We start from the raw sequence: 25,202 nt of genomic DNA on the forward strand, positions 1-25,202 counted from the left end.
CTATTTTTTCTTCGACCAGTCCGGCGGGTTTTCCATTTGGAGCGCCACGTGGCGCGCCAGGTAGTTGAGGAACCCCGACATTTTGATGCCGTAGCGTGTGGCGCTCGAGAGGGCATCGACGGCCGATTTTTCGGCGTGGGGATCGAATGGAACGCCCTTGAATTGCTGCAGTATGGAGAGGACCTGCTGGCGGTCCTTGGCGTTCTTGATTTTGGAAATGTCCGGGAAAACCGCTTCGCGCAGGACATAGCCCGTTGCGGTTTTGTCGACGACCACCATTCCCGTGATGGTCTTGAACGAATCGATTTCGCGGTAGGCAATGCCGGTTTTGGGGTTCCCCGCGTTGTCCCATCCGATGTACATCTGTTTAATGGTGCGCGAATAGGGGGCGTCGGAGGTCGCCACCTCCAGGCCGGCCATCGCCGCCTTGACCACGCCTTGCACCTCTTCGGCGGCGGCCGAAAAGGCGAACAGAAACCCTATGAATAGCAGTCTGGATAGCATAATTGAACTCCACACAATGAACGGCGCAGGTTACGTTTTTTAGACGCGCCTGCGCAAGGGTGAAAAAAACGCTCCGGACATCGGTTGCCCGGAGCGGCGCAAACGGGCGTGTTGGTGGTTTAGTTGATTACCCAGCCCATGCCGAGGTTGTATTTGGTGGTGCTGCCGGATGCCGCCGTGTCGCAAAACTGCACATCGCCCTTGAGCACGAGGTTCCGGGTCAGGAGCCAACTGGCGCCGAGCGTGATTTCCGATCGGTCGTATTTTGCGTCCGCCGCGTCCCCGTCCGCCATGCTGTGCTGGGTGTCGTATTCTTCATAGCGGACAAAGGGAATGAGCGAGGAATCCTTGAGCTTGCCTGTTTTCCAGGCGGCCGGGAGCACATCTGCACCGGCCTCAAGATACCAGCCGAAGATTTGTTCGCCGATTGCTCCATCCGTTGGCTCATAGGCCGCGTTCAAGTTGCTGGAGTCGGAGTTTTCGCCGAGGGCAACGACACCGCGGAGGTGGACGCGTGAAAGGTTATACTCAAAATCAGCGGAGACCATGGTGAAGGTGTTGTCCGTGGAAACATTGTTGGTGTTGGAGTTCGAGCCGCCTTTGTTCTTGTTGTCGGTCCCTCCGTAATACCCCGAAAACCCGAGGCGCAAGTCCTGGCTTTCGGACATCAGCGGGAATACGTCGATCCGGCCGGAGAGGGCTCCTTCGTTCAGGCCGGGGCGTCCTTTCATGCGTCCGCCGCGCACGCCTTCCTTCCCGTTGAAGCCGGATTCATTCAGGCCGGCAGTGGCGTAGATTTCGTAGTTTAGCCAGCTTAGCGGGGAGCCGAACAGGCCGACTCCATCGAGCATCCAGGTCGATGGAATAATGTATTTTTCAACATTCGGACGTTCAACGCCGTTGAACAACGTTGGTTCATGGTTCTGGTTCACAATGCCCAGCGGGGCGAGCACACGACCGGCACGGATGTTGACCGAATCGGCAAAAAGGAAATCGACATAGAGCTGTTCGATCAAGAGATATTCTTCATCGGTGGAGGCGTGTTCGAGTTCGATTTCCGAGCTGAGTTTGATCCAATCGTTAAAATCAAGGCCCATGTACATTACGAGTCGGTGGATATCGAGCAGGTCGTTGCCGCCTTCGACCCAGTTGGCGTGGATTTCGCCGTAGCCGCCGAAGCGGAGTTTGCTTTCTTCCTGGGTAACGGCGGCAAGATCGTTTCGCTCCCCTTTCAGGGCGGCCAGTTCGGCCTGGGTGTTCGCCATCTCGGCTTCGAGGGCCTTGAGACGCTCTTCGTTCTGGGCGAGGGCGGAACCCGCAAGGATTGCGACCGTGGCGATAACGCCGATGTGTTTGACTGCCTGATGTTTCATTTCTATCTCCTTTGTTGAGCGCCGGGAGGCGTATGCCGGATGCAAAGGAGGGTGGGCAACTTCGTCAAACGAAGGGGAACGGCCAACGTGGAAAGGGAGATGCTTGATTCCCTGCGAGACCCGTCCCGGTGGTTTGAATCGTTGGTAAGGTTGCCTAAACCCAATTCCTGCATCCGGCATCCGGTTCATCCACAGAACCCGCATTCCGGCAAAATTTAGTTTAAACAACCTTCAGGATCATCCTGACAGGACGGTGATTTTCGTTATGGGAACGAAAAGGCCGCTAACTTAGGCGCGCCAAAAAAAATGTCAAAGCCTAAATAGAATTAAATCTAAATAAACCCGCGTAAGGCTATCGGTATTTTAAGAGCGAAAAAGCGGGTCATCATGGTTGACGGCATAAAACGCGTTGGGTAATGTTCGCGCTCATTTTTAACAGAAACGGCAGTTTCTAAACCTAAAAAGGAAAGGTGCTAAACATGGCTACTAAAGTTGGTATTAACGGTTTCGGCCGTATCGGACGTATGGTTTTCCGCGCAGCAGCAGCCCGCGAAGACATCGAAATCGTAGGCATCAACGACCTGCTGGACGTTGACTACCTCGCATACATGCTCAAGTATGACTCAGTGCATGGCAAATTCAACGGCACGGTTGAAGTAAAAGACGGATCCCTCGTCGTAAACGGTTCGGCCATCCGCATCACCGCCGAGCGTGACCCGGCCAACCTCGCTTGGGACGCCATCGGCGCTGAAGTGGTTGTTGAATCCACGGGTTTCTTCCTGACCGACGAAACCGCACGCAAGCACATCGAAGCCGGCGCGAAGAAAGTGGTTCTTTCCGCTCCTTCCAAGGATGCCACCCCGATGTTCGTATGCGGTGTTAACACCGATTCCTACGCTGGACAGGACATCGTTTCCAACGCTTCCTGCACCACCAACTGCCTGGCACCGGTTGCCAAGGTTCTCAACGACAAGTTCGGCATTGAAAAGGGTCTGATGACCACTGTCCACGCTGCAACTGCAACGCAGAAGACGGTTGACGGTCCTTCCGCGAAAGACTGGCGCGGCGGACGCGGCATCCTGGAAAACATCATTCCTTCCTCCACCGGTGCTGCCAAGGCGGTAGGCGTTGTTATTCCTGAGCTCAACGGCAAGCTGACCGGCATGGCCTTCCGCGTTCCGACTTCCGACGTCTCGGTTGTTGACCTGACGGTTGTCCTGGAAAAAGAAGCTTCCTACGAAGACATCTGCGCTGCCATGAAAGAAGCTTCCGAAGGCGCCATGAAGGGCATCCTCGGATACACCGAAGAGGCTGTTGTTTCCACCGACTTCCGCGACGAAGAGTGCACTTCCGTATTCGACGCCAAAGCCGGCATCCAGCTCGACGGAACCTTCGTCAAGGTGGTTTCCTGGTACGACAACGAGTGGGGCTACTCCTGCAAGGTTCTCGACCTGATCAAAGTTATCGCTGGCTAAGTCCTCGATTCACTTCGATTCCAGAAAGCGTCCCGTTCGCGGGGCGCTTTTTTGTTTTTCCGGCAAAGCCGCCGAACCCGGTCACCGGCCCAGTGGCCTTCATTCGCCGAAGGGGGAATCGGTGCTTTCGTATTAAATCCAAAGTGACGATCGTCACTTTGGATTTAATATGCCTGCGCCCGGCCTGCCAGGGCCCTATGTCGAACGGATGGTTTGCGCTTCATCGGATAAGGATCAATAAGATGCCCTGCTTGGAAATTAAATTGTTATATATCTTCCGGTTGTTTGGTGTTTTGTTACTATATCAATTGTCGATTGATCGATAGGTAATTATCAAAGCACTAACAGCCCGAGGCCGGACAATGAAAGAACTGGATACGACTCCCCATAAATACCAGGAGATTTGCGACAACATCCTGGCGCGCATCGAAAGCGGCGAGTTGGAGCCGGGGACCCGGTTGCCGGGGGTGCGGGCGCTGGGTGAGCAATATGGTTGCAACTACCACACCGTTCGCCATGCCTTCGAAACCTTGGCCGAGCAGGGCTATGTGGAGCTCAAGCGCGGCAGCGGCACCTTCGTGACCGAACGGGCGACCGATTTCAAGAAGCGCAAGGTTTCCACCGAAAAGCTGCTGCGCACCACCGACAAGCTCGGCGTGCTGCTGCCGCTCAAGCAGTGGGGGCACTATGTCACCAGCCTGATCGACCAGCTGCACCACTCCTCCGAGGAGATGGGGATCAAGCTCAACATCCGCACGGTGACGGAGATCGACATTAATTCCGCGGCGCTGGCCCGCGAGTTCATCGACCAAGGGTGCTGCGCCATCATTCTGCCCTGGATCGGGGAGGACCAGAACCCGGCCGGGCTGCACGATTTCATCCGTGCCAGCGAGCTTCCGGTGGTGATTGCCAATCCGGCGCATGGTTTGGAGGAGAGCTGCTATTGGGATCCGCGCGCCGAAACCGAGGCGCGGCATTCGGACACCTATCTGCAGTGCAATTATTTCAGGAAACTCGGTTTCAGCAACATTGCGCTGTTGGGGCCGGATGCCGAGGGGACGGAATATTTCCAGCGCAAGCTCCTCCAGTATAGCCGCTGGTGCGACCGCGCGGATATGCCGAACCTCATCGGAATGGTTGATCGTTCCCCCAAGGACTACAGGCGGATCGTAAAGCGATGGGCGCCCTACAAGGGCGAGCTGGCCGTCATTGCCTATCACGATGAGATTGCACTCGAATTCATGGATGTTGCCCTCGACAAGGGGTTTTCCATTCCGCAGGACTTTGCCGTCCTGGGGCACAACAATAATCCGAACGGCCTCCGCTCGAATCCGCCGCTGAGCACCATGCTGCTGCCCTACGACTATGTGGCCAAGGGCATGATTGGCCACGCGCTGGCGCTCAGCAGCGGCGAGTCCGCGCAGCTCAAGGGCCACGAACCCCAGGCGTTCTACATCCGCGAATCCTGCGGCGGCCGCGTCCGGTTGGGGCAGGACGGCGTCGATGCCGTGGTGGCCGAACTCATGGCCGAATTCAACGCGAAGTAGCCGAATCCTTCTGAAAGATTGGAAACCGGTCTTGACAGGCGCTCCATCATAGATATAAAAGTGATCTATATGCGATAGATAACATTAATGGGTCTAATTGAGGAGCAGGTGATGGGTCGGTGGATTTTGGTTATTGTTACAGTAGCACTCTGCCTTGGAGTGGAAGCGGGCATCTCGATTGTAGATTCCGCAACGGACGGTTATTCCGAAGGCACCGGCTCGGTTACGGGGGTGTTCAGTTCCGTTTCCGCGCAGGCGGGCGATATGATTGTGGTGGCTTCGGCCACCAACAAGAAGGGGGCGGTTTCTCCCATAACATTGACGCAGGCCGGCGGAACAGGGTTAACCGGTTCGCAGACCTTGCTAACCAACGACATGGAAACCTATCCGACGAGCTGGGGCTGGTATATGCCGGTCGCGAGTGGCGGAACCTTCGACTATGAGCTGCGCTCGGCGAGCATCACGGGGGTTGGCGCGGTTTATGTGCTACGTGCCGACAGCGGATCGATTGTCTTGGCTGATTCAGCCACGTGGGACGACACCGACAACGCGGACAACGGCACCGCCTATTCGCTGGACTACATCTTCTCGTCAAATATCACGGATGGCGTGCTGATCGAGGCCGTCAGCGCCCGCACCGATCTCATTGGCGAACCCGCTGCGTACACCGAAGACATCAACGGTTCCGACAAACGGGTGGTTGCCTCATACCCAAGCATCGCGGGATCCGTCTGGAGTTCGGCCTACACGCTCGCCGGCGGCGACGTGGGGAAGCAGACCTCCGGCGCGCTCGGAATGGTTTTCATGGAAGGGGAGGGCGCACCGCCCGAACCGCCGCCGGCCGCCGTGTCGCCCTATGCCGGTACCAACGTGCTGTTTATCGCGATCGACGACATGAAACCGCTGCTCGGCTGCTATGGCGACACCAACGCCATCTCTCCGAACATCGATTCGTTGGCCGATGCCGGCATTGCCTTCATGAACGCGCAGTGCCAGTGGGCGGTGTGCGGCCCCTCGCGCGCCAGCCTGATGACCGGCCTCTATCCCGAGGAAACCGGCGTGCAGGGCTTCAAGAAAATGCGTGGCCTCTCCGCCGATGGATCGCGCGACAACGCCGTCGTCCGCCCGAACGTGGTGACCCTGCAGCAATGGTTCCGATACAACAACTACACCACCGCCGCCACCGGAAAAATCAACGATCCGCGTTGCGTCGGTTCGCTCGACACCGCCACCGGAAAGGTGGCCGAGGATGGATCTGCCGTCGATGACCCGCCGTCGTGGGGCGCTCCGGTCGATCCCGGCAACCTGCCTGCGGACTTTTTTTCGAACTCCGCCTTCGTGCAGGCCGCCGCCGGCTGGTCTCCGTCCGGCAAGCCCGCCACGGCCTCGACCAACCTGCCGGACTCCGCCTTCGCCGACGGCATCATTTGCGACGAGGGCATTGCGCTGATGCAGTCGCTCGCGGCGGGCAACAACCAATTCTTCCTCGGCGTCGGTTTCAAGAAACCGCACCTGGGCTTCTACGCGCCGCAGCACTATTGGGATCTGTACGAACGCGACGGTTTTGAGATCCACCCGTTCCAGGATCATCCCGCCAACGAGGTTTCCTACACCTGGAACTATGCCGCCGAGTTGGCAAGCTACGACGATTTTAATCCGGCCATTTCCGGCTACATTCCCGCCACCGACATTCCGGCGGCAAAGCAGCAGGAATTGCTCCACGGCTACTATGCCTGCGTCTCGTTCATCGACGCGCAGGTCGGCCGCCTGCTCGACGAACTCGAAACGCTCAACCTGCACACCAACACGATCGTTGTGCTGTGGGGCGACCACGGCTTCCACCTCGGCGACCACGCCGAATGGGCAAAGCACACCAACCTCGAGCAGGCCGCCCGGGTGCCGCTGATCATCCATAACCCGTTCGATGGGGTGGCCGGCGCCAAGCCGACGGCCCCCGCCAACTTCACCGATATCTATCCAACCGTCTGCGAGCTGGCCGGCCTGCCTGTGCCGCAGCAACCGCTGGCCGAGAACGAGGCGCCCGATGCGACCGCCGCCGGCAGGGCCATCAAGGGGCGTAGCCTGGTGCCGGTCATGAACAATCCCGAAGCCTCCGTGCAGACCGGCGGGCTGACGCTCTTTAGTCGCAACGGGGCCTTCGGCTATTCCTACCGCACCGCCCGCTATCGCTACATCGAGTGGATCAACAAGACAACCGACTCCATCGTTGCGCGCGAACTCTATGACTATGAAACCGATCCACTGGAGACGATCAACCAGGCCGACCAGCCCGGCTACTATTCCCTGGTCTATGATCTTTCGACGGCCATGCGCGCCGAGCTGGACGCGCTTAAAATGAGCGAAACCGATTGGGCCTGCCCGGAACTCCAAACGCTGGCGCTTCCCCCGCCGACGCCCCAGACCGCGCAGACCAACCTTGTGCTGGTGGTCGTCGACGACCTCGGCTGGATGGATCTTTCCATCCAGGGCTCGCTGTTCTACGAAACGCCCCGTATCGACGAGCTCGCGCAAAACGGCATGCGTTTCACCCAGGGCTATGCCGCGCATCCGCGCTGCCTGCCCTCGCGCTACGGGCTGATGACCGGCCGCTTCCCCGGCGCAAACGGCGTGCCGGGCGGCTGGCCGGAAAACAACCTGCGCCCGTCGGAAACCACCGTTGCCGAGGCGCTGCGCGATGGCGGCTACGCCACCTGCTTTGCCGGCAAGTGGCACCTCATCGGTACGCACGGGGCCGACAACCTGCCGCAGAACCAGGGCTTCGATGTCAACTTCAGCGGGGGGGCGGCCGGGTCGCCTCCAACCTATTTCTTCCCCTACCGCTTGGCCGGAACGCCCGCGCCGACCGACGAGCTCGACAAGGCCGCGCTCTATTTCGAGCAGGAAGGCGCCGAGGGGGAATATGTGACCGATCGCCTGACCGACGAATCGCTCGATTGGATGACGTGGAACGCGCACAAACCGATGTTCCTGAGCCTGTGGCACTATGGCGTGCATACCCCGTTCGAGGCGCCCAGCAACCTGGTTGCCAAATACGAAGCCAAGCTCGCGACGATGGACTACGGCGATCTGCCCGAATACATCAACGCCGGGGTGGGGGAACAAAAGATGCGGCAGGACCACCCGGTGTATGCCGCCATGATCGAAAGCGTGGACGCCAACATTGGCCGCCTGATGGACCGGATCGAGGCGATGGGCATTGCCGGCAACACGGTGATCATCTTCACGTCCGACAACGGGGGACTTTCGAACCGCGGCGGCTACAACACCCGCGAACTGGCGACGGCCAACTGGCCGCTGCGCACCGGCAAGGGCTGGCTCTATGAAGGCGGCATCCGCGAGGCGTTCATTGTGTCAGGCGCAGGCGTTGCGCCCATGGTCAACTCCAATGCCGTCGTCACGGGGACCGACATCTTTCCAACCTGCCTGGAGCTGGCGGGGATTCCGCTTCAGCCAACCAACCACCAGGACGGCGTCAGCTTTGCCGCCGCGCTCGAGGGCTCGGCCTTCGATCGCGGCGAGCCGATCTTTTGGCACTCCCCGCAGGCGCGGCCCTATTCGACGGGCGACTTCAACTCGTCGGCCGTGCGCGACGGCGACTACAAGTTGATCTGGTTCTTCGACACGCCCGGCCAGCCGTTCGAACTCTACAACGTCGTGATCGATCCCGGCGAAAACAACGATCTGTCCGGAAGCATGCCGGCCAAGGCGGCCGAGCTGCTCGGCAAGATCCAGGCGTGGCATGCCGGTGCGCACGAGGGTTCCGGCGTGGTTTTCCGACCGGACGAGGACGACGTTTCCAGGCCGCCGCAAGCTTGGCTCGACGACCCGACGGTGCCAACGACGCTGAATGCGCCCGAACTTTCGTGGGGCGACTACCTCGGCTTCAACTACAACCTCTACAGTAAAACCAACCTGATGGATGCAATCTGGACGACAGAAAACACGGGATTGGCAACCGCGAATCAAACGTTGCCAATGGTTGATAATGAGGCCTTTTACAAGGTTGAACTGGTGCTACAACCTGAAAGCTAGAGGAAATGTTCATGCTCCGATTGACTACGGCATTCTGTTGCTTTTACTTAAGTTTACAGGCGATAGCTGGTAAGCCCAATGTGGTGTTTATTCTTGCCGATGATTTGGGCATCGGCGGGTTGCATTGTTATGGAACGGACTGGCTGGAAACGCCGAACATTGACCGGCTCGCGCAGGAGGGGATGAAGTTTGAAAACGGCTATGCATCGCATCCGACCTGCCAACCGTCACGCATCGCGATCCTGAGTGGGCAGTATGCGCCGCGCACCGGCGGCTACCGGGTGAAGGATCATCATAAGGGCCAGGAGCACCTGATTAAATATCAGGTGCCGGAACTCACCGGGTTGGCGCTGGAAAAAACCACCGTGGCAGAATGTTTTCAGAGCGCCGGTTATGCGACGGCGATGTTTGGCAAGTGGCATGCGGGAAACTATCGCAAGGAGCTGCATCCACGGTTCCATGGTTTCGACGAAGCCTACGAGTGCAATAGCCACTACGATGCTTTGCGTTCGGATCCTCCAGTGAAGCTGCCGGAGGGGATGGACTTTTCCGAATACTATACCGGCGAGGCCATCAAGTTTATGACAAAGGCTAAGGCGAACGGGCAGCCGTTCTTCCTCTACATGCCATACTACCTAGTCCACGCCCCGTTTGAGACGCGCCAGGACTATATCGATCATTTCGAAGATAAGCTGAAGGACATGGAGTTTGTGGATCGGAATGCGGAGCGTATTCCGACCGTTGCTGCGATGACCAGGCATCTGGATGATTGCGTCGGACGATTGCTGGCGGTACTGAAGGAGTCGGGTCTGGAGGAGAACACACTCGTCGTCTTTACTTCCGATAACGGGTCCTACTGTCAGGATCTCGTTGGCGACTACCGTGGAACGAAAGGCGATGTGTATGACGGCGGCCTCCGGGTTCCGTATATTTTTAAGTGGCCGGGCAGGTTCGATGCCGGAAGTGAGTGCGCAGAACGGATCACACACATTGATCTGTATCCGACCTTCCTGGAATTTGCCGGAATAGCTGAACCTGAAAACCACGTATTGGATGGAGTGAATTTGAAGCCGTTGCTGTCGGGGGATATTAAAAATCTACCGGAACGGGAAATCGTCTGCTACTACCCGAAGTATGCGCAGTATAATGAAACGTCGAAACGCTGGAGCAAACCATGGCGCAATGTGATTTTTTCCAGGGATTGGAAACTGCGCGAGGTGGTGGAATACGGGACCTATGAACTCTACAACCTGAAGGAAGATCCGGCGGAAGAAAATGATCTGTCGGAAAGCCACCCTGAAAAGATGCAGGAACTGATCGGCGAACTGCGCCGTTGGGAAAAAGAAGTTGGCGCGCCGGAACAAAAATTGAATCCCGACTATGTGCTGGATAAGTAGAACTCCACTCGTTATGGAACTGAAACGCAAAAATCCCTTTATCATTGGAATCACCGAGAGCCTGATGCTATTAGCAGTTTTGTTGAGCCCCGCTATGGCTATTGAGCCGGTTGATCTTAATATCGCGCACGTGGCCGAACCTGCCGGCATTGATGATCCGGTGCCGACCTTGAGATGGTCGATCAACGCGGAAGGCAGTGACGTTCGGCAGGGAGCATATTCTGTCCGTATCGCATCGCGGCCTGATCGTCTGCCGACGGCGGATGTATGGGAGAGTGGGAAGGTTAAATCCGGCCAACCGGAGATAACGATCCCGGAGTCGGTGCGGCTGCTCAGCGGCGCACGCTATTTCTGGCAGGTCAAGGTATGGGATGGGCGCGGCGAAGCCAGCGACTGGAGCGAGGCCTCTGCATTTTCAATGGGACTCGGTGAGGACGATTGGAACGCCGATTGGATGACGCCGCCTGCTGTCCAAGGTAAAGGAGAGCAACCGACCTGGTGGATGCGGCGAACGGTCAATCTGGATGCCGTGCCCGATCGCGTGGCGCTGGGGATTGTCTGCCTCGGGTACTATGAACTTTATGTGAACGGCAAGCGCGTGGGGGATGAGCCGTTGGCTCCGTCCGTGACCAAACTCGACAAGCGCGGCCTCAGTGTGACGCACGAGATCGGCGACCTCCTGCGCCCCGGTGAGAACTGCATCGCCCTAGCGTGTGCGAGCGGCTGGTACCTTCCGCATCAGTTCAAGGTTCACGAAAAAAGCACACCACTGATCCGACTGCAGGCAACTACTCGCAATGGGGGAAAACTACAGACCCTCTTCGGCAGCGATGCGGAGTGGCAAGTCCGCGAAGCGAACCGGAGCATTATCGATAAATGGGGATGGAACCACTTTGGCGGCGAGGCCGTTGACGGGCGGTTGGCGTCTTCGCAATGGAAAGAACTTGAATGCCCCACGGAAGGGTGGTGCCCGGTACGGGTTGTGTCGCCGCCGCCGATTGAGGTGTCGGCCCGGACCTGCCCGCCCAACCGCATTGGTGCAACCTACAAAGCCGAGAAGGTGCGTGAATTGAGCGAGGGAGTTTACGAGGTCGATTTTGGCCGCTGTCTCGCGGGCATGGTGCGCCTGCGCTTTCCGGATGTTCCGCGCGACCGGAAGATCACGATGCGTTTCTTTGATCTTCCTGCAGACTACGAGAGCAAGAAGGATCAAAGCTACAATCAGCTGTCCACCTACATTGCGCGGGGTGACGGTACGGACGTCTTCGAGAACAAATTTAACTATGCGGGGTTCCGCTATGTCACGTTTGAGGGACTGGATGCACCGCCCGAGTTGGAGAATCTCGAAGCGATGCTTGTGGAGACGGCGTTGGATCCGGTCGGCTCGTTTCATTGCTCCAATGAACTCTTCAATCGGATTCATGAGCTCAACGCGCACACGATACGCTGCCTGAATCTGGGCGGGTATCACGTCGATTGTCCGCAACGCGAGCGCAACGGTTATGGCGCGGACGGCCAGACCGCCATGCCGGCCTATCCGTATCTGTTTGATTCGGAGGCGTACCTGCACAAGTGGCTGATGGACTGGCTCGATGTCTTCGAGCCTGAAACGGGGCGGATTCCGCATACGGCTCCGATCCAGCATAAGGCCGAGAGTCCCGCCTGGGGCGGCATTGTGGGGCCGCTCGCCTGGCAGCAGTATCTTTTCTATGGCGACCGGCGCGCGTTGGAACTGGCCTTCCCGGCTGTCGGGGCCAACCTGCAGCGCTTGCAGTCCTGGGTGCGCGATGGCGTGTTGCTGAAGGAGTTGGCGGCGCCTAAGTTTCATGGGGACTGGGTTGCGGCCGGGCGCGGTATGGGTAGTGGGAACGGGCCGACGTGGGAGATGAAGGAGCTGTTCAATACCGCTTATCTCATCTATCTCTGGCAGACCTATGCCAACATGGGGCGTGTTCTTGGCGAGAACGTAGAGGTGACGAAGGCCGAGGCGGTCATTGCCTTGTTGCAGGAAAGCTATCATGGCAATTTTTTCAATGAGAAGTCGGGCTACTATCTCATCCCGGAGCAGGCCTACCAGGCGATGCCGCTTTGGGTCGGGGCAGTACCGGCAGACAGGCGCGACGAGATGCATGCGCGGCTGATCGATCTCATCGAGAACAAGTGTAATGGACATCTGGACACCGGACTGCCGGCAACAACCTTCCTGCTCGACTATCTCGAAGAGAGCGACAGCCACGAAACGATCTATACAATCATGAACAAAAAAACCTACCCGGGCTGGGGCTACATGCTTGAACAGGGCGCGACGACCATCTGGGAGCAGTGGGATGGATACTGGTCGCAGATCCACTCCTGTTTCGCTGGACCGGCAAGCTGGTTCTATACGGGGCTTGCGGGTATCCGTCCGGATCCTGAACACCCGGGGTTTGAGCAATTTGATCTAAAGCCCGCCTTTGTGGAAGGACTCGATTTTGTCGAAACAACCTATGATTCTCTGCGCGGTCCCATCGGCAGTTCATGGCGACGGGATGGCGAACGCATGGAGTGGACGGTTACCATTCCGGCCAACAGCTCGGCTATGGTGTATGTGCCATGTTCGGACCCGAAGGCGATTCGACTCGACGGTGGGCCGCTGTCACGGAAAATAGAAGCGGTCAGGAACAGCAAAGGGGCCGAGCTGCAGCGCTTCCGTTTGCCGAGCGGCACCTGGAAGCTGGATTGGAATAGATAAGGAGACGAATACGATGAATACACGACCTAAAATATTGTTCGCATGGGTCTGCGCGGCTGCGCTTTTGCCCGGAGCTCTTTTCGCAGAGGTAAAAACGCCGACTCACGCGCATGTCTCGTATGGGCCGGAGGAGCGGCAATGGCTGAACCTCTATTTGCCGTCCGGCAGCAAACCCGCCCCGGTATTTATCTATGCCCACCATAACGGCTCGACGGCGGATGATGTTCAAACATCCTGGGCGAACCCTACCGTGGCGGAAGGAACGGCGATCGTGAGTTGGGAATCCATTGCAAAGGTTAAAGGGCTTGCCGATTTTCAACTCTGCGCGGCGGATGCCAAGCTGATGTTCGCATGGGTGAAAGAACATGCTGCGACCTATAATTTTGATATCGATAAGATATTTATCGGAGGACAATCACGGGGAAGCTTTGTGAGCTGGGAACTCGCCCTCACTCCGGATGTAGGCATTGTCGGGATTTATATGGGGCAGGCGTTGCCGGGGGAATCGTTTAACGAGCGATTGTTAGAGCCGATCACAAAAAACGCGCCTCCTATCTTTCTGGCCTACCGCAAAGAACCGGGATGCGAGGGGGATATCCACGATCCGGCACATGGCCTGAGGGTTGTGGAGCGATATAAAGAACTGGGCATTGGGGATCGAGCTGAGTTGGTGCACAGCCTGAACGACACGAAGGATAATCAAGTCATGCAATTCCTTCCTAAATTCGTGCGCTCGGTAGTGAATCCAAAGGCCATTCCGGCGGATGAAATAGATTGGGGGTGGCCAAATATAGAGCCGACCTTCCCAAATGAAGCCTATGGTCCGAGAACCGATGTGAACCCTGAGCTTACCGGAGACAATCACCTGTTTGATGTCTGGTGCCCCGATGGGGAGGGACCCTTTCCGGTCATGATCTATGCACATGGTGGTGGATTCGGATCAGGGGACAAGATCAAGGCGCTTGGTTCTATGCCGAACATCGCCAAAGAGAACGTCGTTTTTATCAGCATCAATTATACCTTAAAGCAGGGGCCCAGGATCGCTATTCAAGAGGGTGCTGATGCGATTGAGTATATTGTAGCCAACCACTCAAAGTATAAAATCGATCCTGAGAAGGTTTTTCTGAATGGGAACTCCGCCGGCGGGATCATGATGAATTACATCATCTATAATCTGAAGATGCCGAATATCATGGGCGTTTGGCATGGGTCCTATCACAAATCCCAGGGTGCTGATCTCAGTGTGGAGAATCTCAGGGAGGTGGGGATTCCGATCGCAATATCTATGGGTCACTTGTATCCCGAAGATAAAGGCCATAGCGCACTGGCCGCCGTGACGCTGCTGGAAAAAAATGGAACCGCCGGAAACTCCGGGCTGTGGATTGGTAAAGAGGACAATGAGGTGAAACAGGTATGGTTAAACGGAAAATGGATTAAGAATATGAGTGAGGGCATCGATACCGGGGAACGTTATCCTACGATGGCAGAATGGATACATGCTGTCGTCGACGAGCAAGCAGGAAAGAAGAACTGGAAATAATTTTATGCTCAAAAGTAATGCATTTTTGATGGCGCACCCCAATGTGTTGCTGATTGCGGTTGATGACCTCAATGATTGGGTCGGTTGCACGGGTGGTCATCCGCAGGTGCGATATCATGGAAAGGACACCGCCAACTATAAGAATACCCACATCTGGGACACGGCACCGGTACGGCTGTACAATTTGAAAGACGATCCCCACGAAGAAAATGAACTCTCTGCCCGGTACCCCGAGCTCGTGATGCGGTTGAAGGCTGAAATCGAAGCATGGCACCCCGTGCAACCCTAAGGATTTACAACCATGAAAAGACTATTGATTGCTCCTTTATGCCTGGTTGCCTGCGTCGCATTTGCAGAGCCGCGGGTCTATGAACTTTGGGAGTCCAATCCCGCACCGGTGGGTCCGGTGGAAACGGAGCCGCGCAAGAATGGAACGTTTCCATATGACCAGGCCTGGGAGTATTGGTCGTATCCGATCGGTAACGGCTACATGGGCGCCAATGTATTCGGTTACACCGATGTCGAGCGGGTGCAGCTGACCGAAAAAACATTGTTTAACTCGGGGCTCTATGGTTTGGGCGGCCTGACCAGCTTTGCGGAGATCAAGCTGCGCTTCGGCCATGATGCCGTGAAGAATTACCGCCGTTCGCTCAACCTGAATGAGGGTATTGCGGTTGTGACCTATGAAGTTGATGGGGTCACGTACACGCGCGAATATTTCATCAGCTATCCGGATCAGGTATTGGTTATGCGGATCAGTGCGGATCAACCGGCGTCGGTTTCGTTCACGCTCGCACCGGAGATCCCGTATCTCTCAAGTCTGCGCGAGCAGGACAAGCGCACCGGCAGTGTTGTGGCCAAGGATAACCGGATCATTCTGTCCGGCAGTCTGCCGAACGAGAACAACAATTATGAGGCGCAATTCCGGGTGCTGCACGAAGGTGGACAGCTGAAGGCCGGAGCGGATACGATCACCGTTTCGAAGGTCGACCGCGCAACGGTGGTGATAGCTGCGGGAACTAACTATGAGTTGAGCTCCGATGTATTCCTCCTGCCGCCAAATGAAAAACTGGACCCTGCCAAGTTTCCGCATGACCGGTTGAATGCAATTCTGGACGCGGCGGTTGCCAAGGGGCCGGATGCGCTGAAACAACGTCATCTTGATGACCACGGCGAACTATTCGGGCGCGTTGCGCTCAAATTCGATTCAGAAGTTTCGCCGTTGCCGACGCACCAGCTTCTTGAGGAATACAAGAACGGGAAAACGGATATTTATCTCGAGGAACTGATGTTCCATTATGGCCGCTATCTCCTGATCGCGAGCTCGCGCGAAAACACCTTGCCGGCGGGTTTGCAGGGCAGCTGGAGCAACTATGAAATCACGCCATGGACTGGCGGTTACTGGCACAACGTCAATGTGCAGATGAACTATTGGGGTGCTTGCGCCGTCAATCTGGCGGAAACGTTTGAGGCCTACATCAACTATTTCAAGGCCTATCATCCCGAGGCGCAGAAGAAGGCCGCTGAATTCCTGACAGAGCACCACCCTGACCGGGTTTCGGAAGAGCCGGGCGGCAATGGCTGGACGATCGGCACGGGCGCGACCCCCTACAAGATCAATAAACCGGGCGGTCACTCCGGGCCCGGAACCGGCGGCTTCACGACCAAGCTCCTCATGGATTATTACGACTACACCCTGAATCGGGAATACCTCGAGGAAGTGGCCTATCCCGCACTGCTCGGCATGAGCCGCCTGTTCTCGAAAACGCTCATCGAGGAAGGGGACCACCTGTTGGTGCAGCCTTCCGCCTCTCCCGAGAACCCGGTTACACTGGAACAGATTGAAGGACATCCCGGCCGGTTGGATGCAAAGGGTCGCCACTGGATAACGGTGGGCACAACGTTCGATCAGGGCTTTGTTTGGGAAAACCACAACGATGTGTTAAAGGTTGCCGACCTACTCGGAAAAAATGACCCATATCTCAACCAGGTACGCGCTGAACTCCCGCGTCTCGATCCGATCATCATCGGGGAGTCCGGGCAGATCAAGGAGTGGCGGCAGGAGACCACATATGGATCGATTGGTGAGCGGCACCATCGCCATATCTCACACCTTTGTTCGCTGTATCCCGGCATCTTGATCAATTCATCCAACCCGGAGTGGATGGATGCGGCAAGCAACACCCTCGACCTGCGAGGCGACCTGACCACCGGCTGGGCCATGGCGCATCGTATGAACTGCCGGGCCCGTTTGAAGGAAGGCGACAAAGCGCACCAGGTCTATAGTTTGTTTATTGCCGAAAAGACGGTTCCGAATTTGTGGACGCTCCACCCTCCGTTCCAGATCGATGGCAACTTCGGCGTCATGGCCGGCGTCAGCGAAATGCTGCTGCAAAGCCATGAGGCTGCCATCGAGCTCCTGCCGGCACTGCCGGCAGCCTGGAGCAAAGGCGCATTTGACGGTCTGGTCGCCCGGGGCAACTTTGTAGTTTCAGCAGAGTGGTCAGATAACAAGTTGATCGGCGCAGGGGTCACCGCACGCAGCGGTGGATTGTGCCGCCTGAAGATTACTTCGGCCAAGGATGCGCGGGTCGTGGACGCTTCGGGCAATAAGATTTCGGCGCGGGTCGTTGGTGATGATGTTATGGAATTTAATACGGTGGCCGGGCAGAAGGTCGGTATTCAATTCGGGAAATAAGCAATGAATTGGCGAGCATGATGAAAAGAATAACAGCTTTGGTGGCGGTGCTTTTGTCGGCACCCTGTATTCATGCAGAGACGGATGACGGATCCGTGATCGGTAGCGTGGGGTATATTCATGTGGAAAAGTTGGATGGCGTTTGGTGGCTTGTGAACGCCGAAGGGGAGCGGTTTGTGGCCACGGGCATGAACCATGTAAGCCCGAGAATCCGTTTTGCTTCGTATAATAAAGAACACTGGATCAAAGAGTTTGGGGAAGGGATTCTCCGCGGGAAGGGGGTGGACTGGAAGGCGCCGGAGGTCAACACCTGGATGGAACAGGTTGCAAAAGACCATCGGGATTATGGGTTCAATACGATCGCTTTTCATCATCCCCGCGAGATGCCGACTGAATATTTTGAAGAACTGGGTATCCACTATTTCGGCAAGCTGAAGCTCGGTGAGATCAACCACAAGCATACGCACTGGCACGGCGGTTTTCCGGATGTGTTCAGTCCGGAATGGAAAACCAAGGCGGAAGTGAAGGTGAAGGCCTTTGCCGCGAAACACAAAAACAACAAGCATCTGCTGGGCTATTCATTCAACGACCTGCCGGACTATTCCCTCGAGGCCTACCTGCGCATACGTGAGTGGGAGATGAAACGGGAGGTCTATGAACTCCACCCCTGGATCAAGGACATCATTTCAAAGCCCGGTTCGACCGAAGGCAAAAAGCTTTGGGTCGATATGTTAAAACGAAACCATGCATCAGCCGAGGAAGCCGGTGCGAACTATGGCGTCGATGCTGTGAGCTGGGAGGAACTCGCCGCTTCCAGTGATTGGAAAACGCCGGAGGATCGAAATAAAGGAACGGCAGACCAGCGCGAAATGTGCATGCGCATTACCGAAGCCTGGCTGAAAACCCATCATGACCTGATCCGGAAATATGATCCGAACCACCTGATCCTCGGCGATAAGATTTCAGCCCACGGCTTGGGACAGCCGGACTGGGTCTGGGACATCGTCAAAAAATATGTCGATGTGGTCCTCATACAGGACTACGACTTTTACACTCGGGAGCACGAAGAGAAACTCAAGGGCATCCACCGGAAAACCGGACTGCCAATCATTAACGGTGACCATGCCTATGGATGCCTGCGTCCCAATATGAAGAAGAACAAAGGCATCCCCGTCGAGAACCTCTGCCGGGTGGGCGAGGAATATGCCCGCTACCTACAAGGTATTATGGGGCTTCCATTCATGCTGGGCTGGCAGAACTGCGGCTACCTCGAACAATGGTCTGGTGGTGAAAACGACAACACCGGAGCCGAACAGTGCGGGTTGTTCGACCCGTTCGGCAAGCCGTTGATGGATGCCCTTAGGCATGTGAAACAGGCAAATAGAAATGCAGTAAAATGGCATGAAGGAACTATGGAGAAGTAAACGATGAAAAGAAGACGTTTTATGCAGGTGAGTGCAGCGGCAACCGTGGCGCAGGCTTTCCTGCCTGTGCGGGCAGACAAGAATGTCCGCCCCACAAATCCCAACATCATCCTGTTCTATGTCGATGATCTCGGCTGGATGGATCTGGGTTGCCAGGGGTCGACGTTCTACGAGACGCCGAACATTGACCGGTTGGCAAAGGAGGGTGTGCGCTATACGCAGGGCTACACACCGCATCCGCGCTGCCTGCCTGCCCGCTACGGCGTAATCACCGGCCGCTTCCCGGCGCGCGGCGGCGTGCCGGGCGGCAAGGGGCACCTGCAACCGACCGACCGTACCATGGCGCACGCCTTGCGCGATGGGGGATACAAAACCTGCTTTGCGGGCAAGTGGCACTTGACCGGGCCGTATGGCGAAAAGAACCTGCCACAGAACATGGGCTTCGATGTCAACATTGCCGCCGGTGCGGCCGGCGCGCCTTCGACCTATTTCTATCCCTACCGAACGAAGGACACTTCGAAGCTGAAACCGGGCTGGGAGATCGGGCTGGACAAGGATTATATCGCCGGCATGGAGGACGGCCGGGAGGGCGACTACATTACCGAAACCATGACGGCCAAGTGCCTGGATTTCATTGAAGCCCATGCCGCGAACCCGTTCTTCCTCTACCTCTCGCACTATGGCGTCCACACACCGTTCGAGGCACCGGAACGCTTGGTGAAAAAATATGAAGCCAAACTGAAGACGATGAAGTTCGACGGCCCGGAATATGTGGAAGTCGACCGGACCACGGGGCGGGGCGATCGGCTGACCCGCCAGAACAACGCGGTGTATGCCGCGATGATCGAGAGCGTCGACGAGAGCCTCGGCCGTGTTTTCCAGACGTTGGAAAAACTCGGCATTGCCGACAACACCATCATCGTTTTCACGGCCGACAACGGCGGGCTTTCGAACCGCGGCGAAAAGAACGGCAAGATCAGCGGGCGTCCACTGGCGACTTCCAACCTGCCGCTAAAGACCGGCAAGGGCTGGCTCTACGAAGGCGGCATCCGCGAGGCATTCATGGTCAAGTGGCCGGGCGTCACGCAGCCGGGCTTCGTGAACGAGACCGATGTGGTTGTTGGCTCCGACCTGTTTCCGACGTTCCTGGAAATGGCGGGGCTTCCGCTTGAGCCACAGCACCACAACGATGGGGTCAGCATGGTGCCGTCGTTGAAAGGAAAGACGTTCGAGCGCGGCAGTCCGCTGTTCTGGCATTCACCGACGAGCCGACCCTACAGCACGGGCGATACCGATGGGAGTGCCGTGCGCATGGGTGACTACAAGTTGTTGGAATGGTATAACGCGAACCACGTCGAGCTGTATGATCTCTCGAAGGATATCGGCGAACAGAACGACCTTTCGAAAACGATGCCGGAAAAGACGGCGGAGATGCTGGCCGTGCTGCACGACTGGCGCAAGGAAATCGACGCGCATACGCGGGAGCAGGACTGGGGAAATAAGTAATGCGTAATGCGTAATGCGTAATGCGTAATGCGTAATGCGTAAGAATTTTTTACGATTAAACGAGGTGATCAATTACGAATTACGGATTACTCGTTACGATATGGAGATATTTATGAAACGATTCGTACTCTTAATGGCTGTTGCCGGACTGACGGCCTCGGCTCCTGCCACGAAACCCAACATCCTGTTCATTGCGGTGGACGACCTGAAGCCGATGCTCGGGTGCTATGGCGATGCGGAGATCCTTTCGCCGAACATCGACCGTTTGGCGGCGCGGGGGACGGTGTTCCTGAACAACGCCTGCCAGCAGTCGGTCTGCGGGCCTTCGCGGGCAAGCCTGATGACCGGAACCTACACGGATACCACGAAGGTCTTCGACCTGAAGACGCTGATGCGCGAGGCGAATCCCGATACGCTGACGCTGCCGGAATATTTGCGGAAGCAGGGCTACGAAACCACGGGCACCGGAAAGATCTTCGACCCGCGCAGTGTCGATGATCAGTTCGATGCCGCGTCCTGGTCGCAGCCGTTCCTACAGAACGGGTCCGATGAATATTTTGCCAAGGGGTACGAAAAGCCGAAGGGCGGTTTCCATAATCCGGTGGTTGCCAAACAGAACAAGGAACTGAAGGCCTTCATGAAGAAGGAAGGGATCAAGAAGAGCGATGAGGATGCCTACGTCGATGCCCTGCTGAAGTATCCGATGGTGAAGCCGCTGACGGAATGCCTGGAGGTGCCGGACGATGCCTACGATGACGGGGCCTTCGCCAACTGCGCGGTGCAACAGATGGAGCGGTTGGCTCGTGGCGGCAAGCCGTTTTTCCTGGCGGTCGGCTTCAAGAAACCGCACCTGCCATTTGTGGCGCCGAAGAAATATTGGGATCTTTACGATCGTTCGGAAATCAAACTGGCTCCATTCCAGGAAATGCCGAAGGGCGCGCCGGAGTATGCCGGTCAGGACTGCTGGGAACTGCGCGGCAGCTATTCCGGTGTTGCGCCGGGGCCGATCCCCGAGGCGCAGCAGCGGGAGATGATCCACGGTTACCGCGCGTGCGTGAGTTACACCGACGCGCAGATCGGCAAGGTGCTCGACCAGCTTGCGGCGCTGGGGCTGGAAAACAACACCATCGTGGTGCTGTGGGGCGACCATGGCTGGCATCTCGGCGACCACGGCATGTTTTGCAAGCACACCAACTATGAGCAGGCCGTCCGCTCGCCGCTGATCTTCGCTGCGCCGCAGCAGAAGGCAAAGGGAACCAGGACGGAGTCGCCGTCCGAATTCGTCGATGTTTTCCCGACGCTGTGCGAGCTGGCCGGACTTCCTGTTCCGGGTAGTGTGGAAGGCCTATCGCTCGTGCCGGTTCTTGACGATCCCGCGGCGATGGTGCATGAGGCGGCGCTGGAGCAATATCCGCGCAACAGTAGGTTCATGGGCTACAGTCTGCGGGATAAGCGCTACCGCTACGTGAAATGGGTCAAGATGGATTATTACGGCGGCGAGCGCTCCGGGCCGATGGATGCGAACGAACTCTATGACTATGAAAAGGATCCGAACGAAACGGTCAACCTGGCCGGCGATCCAGGATACAAGGATGTGGTTGCCAACTTCGAGCGCATCCTGAAGAAGCGCGGCATCGCGCAGGAGCAATGATGATTAAACCGTTGGTTGGAATTTTAATGTTGGGGGTGCTTATGTCGATGGTTGCAACGGGTAGGCAGGACGATGCGTGGAGCGTGAACGCGCGGCTGGGGCGGGGCATAAACATGGGCAATATGCTGGAGGCCCCGAGGGAGGGGGCCTGGTTTGCCCGTTTGAAGGAACCCTATTTCGATCTCGTCAAGGAGGCCGGGTTCACGTCCGTGCGCATTCCGGTGCGCTGGTCGGCGCACGCTTTGGACGAGGCTCCATACACCATTGATGCAAAGTTCCTGAAGCGGGTTGACCTGGCTGTCGAACAGGCGCTTGCCCGGGGGCTGCTGGTGGTGCTCAATGTCCACCACTACAACGGATTCATGGAGGATCCGGCGGCGCATGAGGAACGCTTGCTTGGGATCTGGGAACAGCTTTCCAGGCACTACCGCAACCAACCGCGCGCGCTTTGCTTCGAGGTGTTGAACGAACCCTCCGACAAGGTAACTCCAGAAATCTGGAACCGGGTTCAGAACAAGGCTCTCAAGCTGATCCGGAAAAGCAATCCCGACCGGATCATCTTTGCTGCCCCGCTGGGTTGGAACCGGATCGGCCATCTAAAGTCGCTGGAACTGCCGTTCGATGATCCGAACCTGATCGCCTCGGTTCATTTCTACGAACCGTTTTGGTTCACGCATCAAGGCGCCGGTTGGGTGAAGCGCGATATCCCGGTCGGGAAGGAATGGTTGGGCACGGACGGGCAGAAGGCCGAACTCCTGGCCGATCTGGACGAGGCCGCACGCTGGTCGAAGGAGCATGGCATCCCGATCAACGTCGGGGAGTTCGGCGCCTATGAAAAGGCGGGCATGGAATCGCGCGCCCGATGGACGGCCTTCCTGACGCGCGAGATGGAAAAGCGGGGCATGTCGTGGAACTATTGGGAATTTTGCTCCGGCTTCGGAGTCTATGACCCCGATGAAAAGATATGGCGCACGGAACTGCTGAACGCGTTGATTCCCAATGGGTGACTTTTTTTAACCACAGGACACGAAGGATGAAATATAAAACGGTGCAAACGGTAGGTTGGTTGGTCAGGCTTCGGGTACTTGGTGCCTTGGTGGTTTATCCGATCGTTTTGTGGTCGGCCCAGGCGGCGGGACCCAACATACTTTTCTTTTCAATGGATGACCTGAAGCCGGAGCTGGGTTGCTATGGCTCGGAACACGTTAAAACCCCGAACATTGACCGGTTGGCAAAAAACGGAATGCTGTTCGAACGCCACTATATCCAACAGGCGGTGTGCGGGCCGTCGCGCGCAAGCATGTTCAGCGGCTTGAGGCCCGATACCACCCGGGTTTGGGACTTGCAGCATACCTGCCGCGAGGAGTGCCCGAAGGCGTTCACCATGCAGGAATATTTCAAGAAGGCCGGTTATGCAACCGCCGGGGCCGGCAAGATCATGCATGGCTTCAAGAACGATGATCCGCCATCGTGGTCGATCCCGTATGTTCATTCGGAGGCATTGCCCTATGCGGACGGACGGCTGCCGGCGCTCGACAAGTATCAGGGCGAACAGATCCATGCCGCGTTCCAGGCGCTCGAGGAAAAGAAGATCAAGGGCTACAAGCAGCGCAACCAGTTCATGGCCGGGCTGGGGGCCATGCCGGCCACCGAGTGCATCGACCGGCCGGACGATGCCTATCCCGATGGCGCGATGACGGAGTGGGCGTTGGGCATGCTCGACCGGTTGGCCCGGGCCGACGGGCCGTTCTACCTGACGCTGGGCTACCGCAAGCCGCATTTGCCGTTTGTTGCCCCGAAGAAATATTGGGATCTGTTCGATCGCGCCGCGATCGATGTGGCGGAGTTCCAAAAGCTGCCGAAGGGCGCGCCGGAATATGCCGGCCATTCGTGGGGCGAGCTGAAAAACTATTCGGATGTCGATAAGGATGAAAACCTTTCCAAGGCGCGCCAGCGTGAACTGATCCATGGCTACTATGCTTGTGTGGCCTATGTGGATGCCCAGATCGGCAAGGTGCTTGCGAAGCTGAAGGAGACCGGCCTCGATGGGAACACCGTCGTTGTGCTGTGGGGCGATCACGGCTGGCACCTCGGCGACCACGGCATCTGGTGCAAGCATTCGAACTATGAGCAGGCCACCCATTCGCCGCTGATCATTTCCGCTCCATGGCTGTCGCAGACGGGCCGGGCGGCTTCCCCGGTCGAGTCGGTGGATATTTTCCCGACGCTGTGCGAGCTGGCCGGCCTTCCGGTTCCGGAGCAGCTGGAAGGGACCAGCCTGGTTCCAATCCTCAAAAACCCGAAAGCCAGGGTGAAGGATTTTGCCATGAGCCAGTATCCGCGCAGCCACAAGAAAAACATGGGCTATGCCATGCGCACCGAACGCTACCGCATGGTCACCTGGGTTCCGGAAGATGTTGCCCAAACCGGGACGTTCAACCCCTCGCAAATCGACGCGATCGAACTCTATGACTACCAGACCGACCCGCTCGAAACGGTTAACCTCGCCAACCATCCGGAATACAAGGCCGTGGTGTTGGAGCTCTCCAAAAAACTAGAAGGATTTTTTGAATAACGGAGGCGGGGAATAATCCTTAACTCGGGAATGGAACCACGGATGACCACAGTTGGACGCTGATCTTCAAGAAGGTGCGAAATTTGTCCCACCCTCCCAGTGGGTTGGATATAGGTTATGCATCTCCTGTTTTGGGTTCTGTGTTTATCTGCGTTCATCTGTGGTTCATTTGCGTTTCTAAGTTCCTGAATCTTGAGCCTCTGTGTGGAGGGCGAGGTTCCATCCGAGCCGCCGTAAGGTTATTTCGTAGAGGGGCGGACGCTGTCCGCCCGTGCGCTCGCCGTGCGCCTACATCGAATTTTTCCTGTTATGTTCGGGCGGTTGAGGAGTCAAAAGACGGTCTGCCATGGGAGTCGAAAGCCGAAATGACGAATTAGGCGTCCTGACCCTTGTTCCGGATCGTTATTCGCCGCAAAAGCACGCAGGGAAACACAAAGACGGTGCGGACGGTTTTAGTTGGCCACGAAGAAGCGCAAAAAACACAAAGACCACCGCCGGGCTCTTCATGAATCGTGAGCCTCTGTGTGGAGGGCGAGGTTCCATCCGAGCCGGTGCGGGCCTACAGGAAATCCAGCGGGCTCTTCACGGCCATGAGCAGGCAAGAAAGCCCGCTCCACATTTGGAGGGACTGGTTCCAACCCTTGGAAAGAAACATGAATAATAACATGGCGGCGGGGGCTCGCGCTCCATACAATCCCCATAGATAGGCCGGACGTGCCGGGGTGGCT

General features: G+C 57.1%; 15 protein-coding genes. 13 read left to right on the top strand and 2 right to left on the bottom strand.

The window, feature by feature from the left end:
- Both E9954_RS19090 and E9954_RS19095 read right to left on the bottom strand, forming a co-directional pair.
- Positions 1–504, bottom strand: a complete 504-nt coding sequence (locus E9954_RS19090) for a hypothetical protein (RefSeq protein ID WP_136080878.1) — start codon at positions 502–504, stop codon at positions 1–3.
- 119 nt (positions 505–623) lie between these two features.
- Positions 624–1,877 (bottom strand): porin, encoded by a 1,254-nt coding sequence (locus tag E9954_RS19095; RefSeq protein WP_136080879.1) that lies wholly within the window; start codon positions 1,875–1,877, stop codon positions 624–626.
- A 479-nt stretch (positions 1,878–2,356) separates the two neighbouring features.
- Here E9954_RS19095 and gap point away from each other — a divergent pair, with 479 nt between their 5' ends.
- From gap to E9954_RS19160, 13 genes are all read left to right on the top strand, one after another.
- Positions 2,357–3,352 (top strand): type I glyceraldehyde-3-phosphate dehydrogenase, encoded by a 996-nt coding sequence (gene gap, locus E9954_RS19100; RefSeq protein ID WP_136080880.1) that lies wholly within the window; start codon positions 2,357–2,359, stop codon positions 3,350–3,352.
- Between the two features lie 362 nt (positions 3,353–3,714).
- Positions 3,715–4,899, top strand: coding sequence for a GntR family transcriptional regulator (locus E9954_RS19105; RefSeq protein ID WP_136080881.1), 1,185 nt, complete (start codon positions 3,715–3,717; stop codon positions 4,897–4,899).
- Between the two features lie 111 nt (positions 4,900–5,010).
- On the top strand, positions 5,011–8,952 hold the full coding sequence (locus E9954_RS19110; protein ID WP_168442405.1) for a sulfatase-like hydrolase/transferase: 3,942 nt from the start codon (positions 5,011–5,013) through the stop codon (positions 8,950–8,952).
- 11 nt (positions 8,953–8,963) lie between these two features.
- On the top strand, positions 8,964–10,349 hold the full coding sequence (locus E9954_RS19115; protein ID WP_168442406.1) for a sulfatase: 1,386 nt from the start codon (positions 8,964–8,966) through the stop codon (positions 10,347–10,349).
- Between the two features lie 94 nt (positions 10,350–10,443).
- On the top strand, positions 10,444–13,080 hold the full coding sequence (locus E9954_RS19120) for a family 78 glycoside hydrolase catalytic domain (RefSeq protein ID WP_168442407.1): 2,637 nt from the start codon (positions 10,444–10,446) through the stop codon (positions 13,078–13,080).
- Between the two features lie 13 nt (positions 13,081–13,093).
- On the top strand, positions 13,094–14,620 hold the full coding sequence (locus E9954_RS19125) for an alpha/beta hydrolase fold domain-containing protein (protein ID WP_136080885.1): 1,527 nt from the start codon (positions 13,094–13,096) through the stop codon (positions 14,618–14,620).
- Positions 14,621–14,624: 4 nt separating this feature from the next.
- A complete protein-coding gene (locus E9954_RS19130; protein ID WP_136080886.1) occupies positions 14,625–14,909 on the top strand; it encodes a hypothetical protein in 285 nt (94 codons plus the stop codon).
- A 12-nt stretch (positions 14,910–14,921) separates the two neighbouring features.
- Complete coding sequence (locus tag E9954_RS19135; RefSeq protein WP_136080887.1) at positions 14,922–17,318, top strand: glycoside hydrolase family 95 protein; 2,397 nt, start codon at positions 14,922–14,924, stop codon at positions 17,316–17,318.
- A 17-nt stretch (positions 17,319–17,335) separates the two neighbouring features.
- Entirely contained in the window at positions 17,336–18,742 is a 1,407-nt protein-coding gene (locus E9954_RS19140) for a hypothetical protein (RefSeq protein ID WP_136080888.1), read from the top strand.
- Positions 18,743–18,745: 3 nt separating this feature from the next.
- The gene (locus E9954_RS19145; protein ID WP_136080889.1) at positions 18,746–20,248 is read left to right on the top strand and encodes a sulfatase; all 1,503 of its coding nucleotides are present in this window, start codon (positions 18,746–18,748) and stop codon (positions 20,246–20,248) included.
- A gap of 112 nt (positions 20,249–20,360) precedes the next feature.
- Positions 20,361–21,899 carry a sulfatase gene (locus E9954_RS19150; protein ID WP_168442408.1) on the top strand — a complete coding sequence of 513 codons (1,539 nt, stop codon included), beginning with the start codon at positions 20,361–20,363 and terminating at the stop codon, positions 21,897–21,899.
- A complete protein-coding gene (locus E9954_RS19155; RefSeq protein ID WP_222847242.1) occupies positions 21,896–22,906 on the top strand; it encodes a glycoside hydrolase family 5 protein in 1,011 nt (336 codons plus the stop codon). The genes E9954_RS19150 and E9954_RS19155 overlap by 4 nt, the downstream gene beginning before the upstream one ends.
- A 26-nt stretch (positions 22,907–22,932) precedes the next feature.
- Entirely contained in the window at positions 22,933–24,474 is a 1,542-nt protein-coding gene (locus tag E9954_RS19160) for a sulfatase (RefSeq protein ID WP_168442409.1), read from the top strand.
- Positions 24,475–25,202: the final 728 nt, after the last annotated feature.

It is taken from the genome of Pontiella desulfatans (assembly GCF_900890425.1).
Taxonomy (GTDB): Bacteria; Verrucomicrobiota; Kiritimatiellia; order Kiritimatiellales; family Pontiellaceae; genus Pontiella; species Pontiella desulfatans.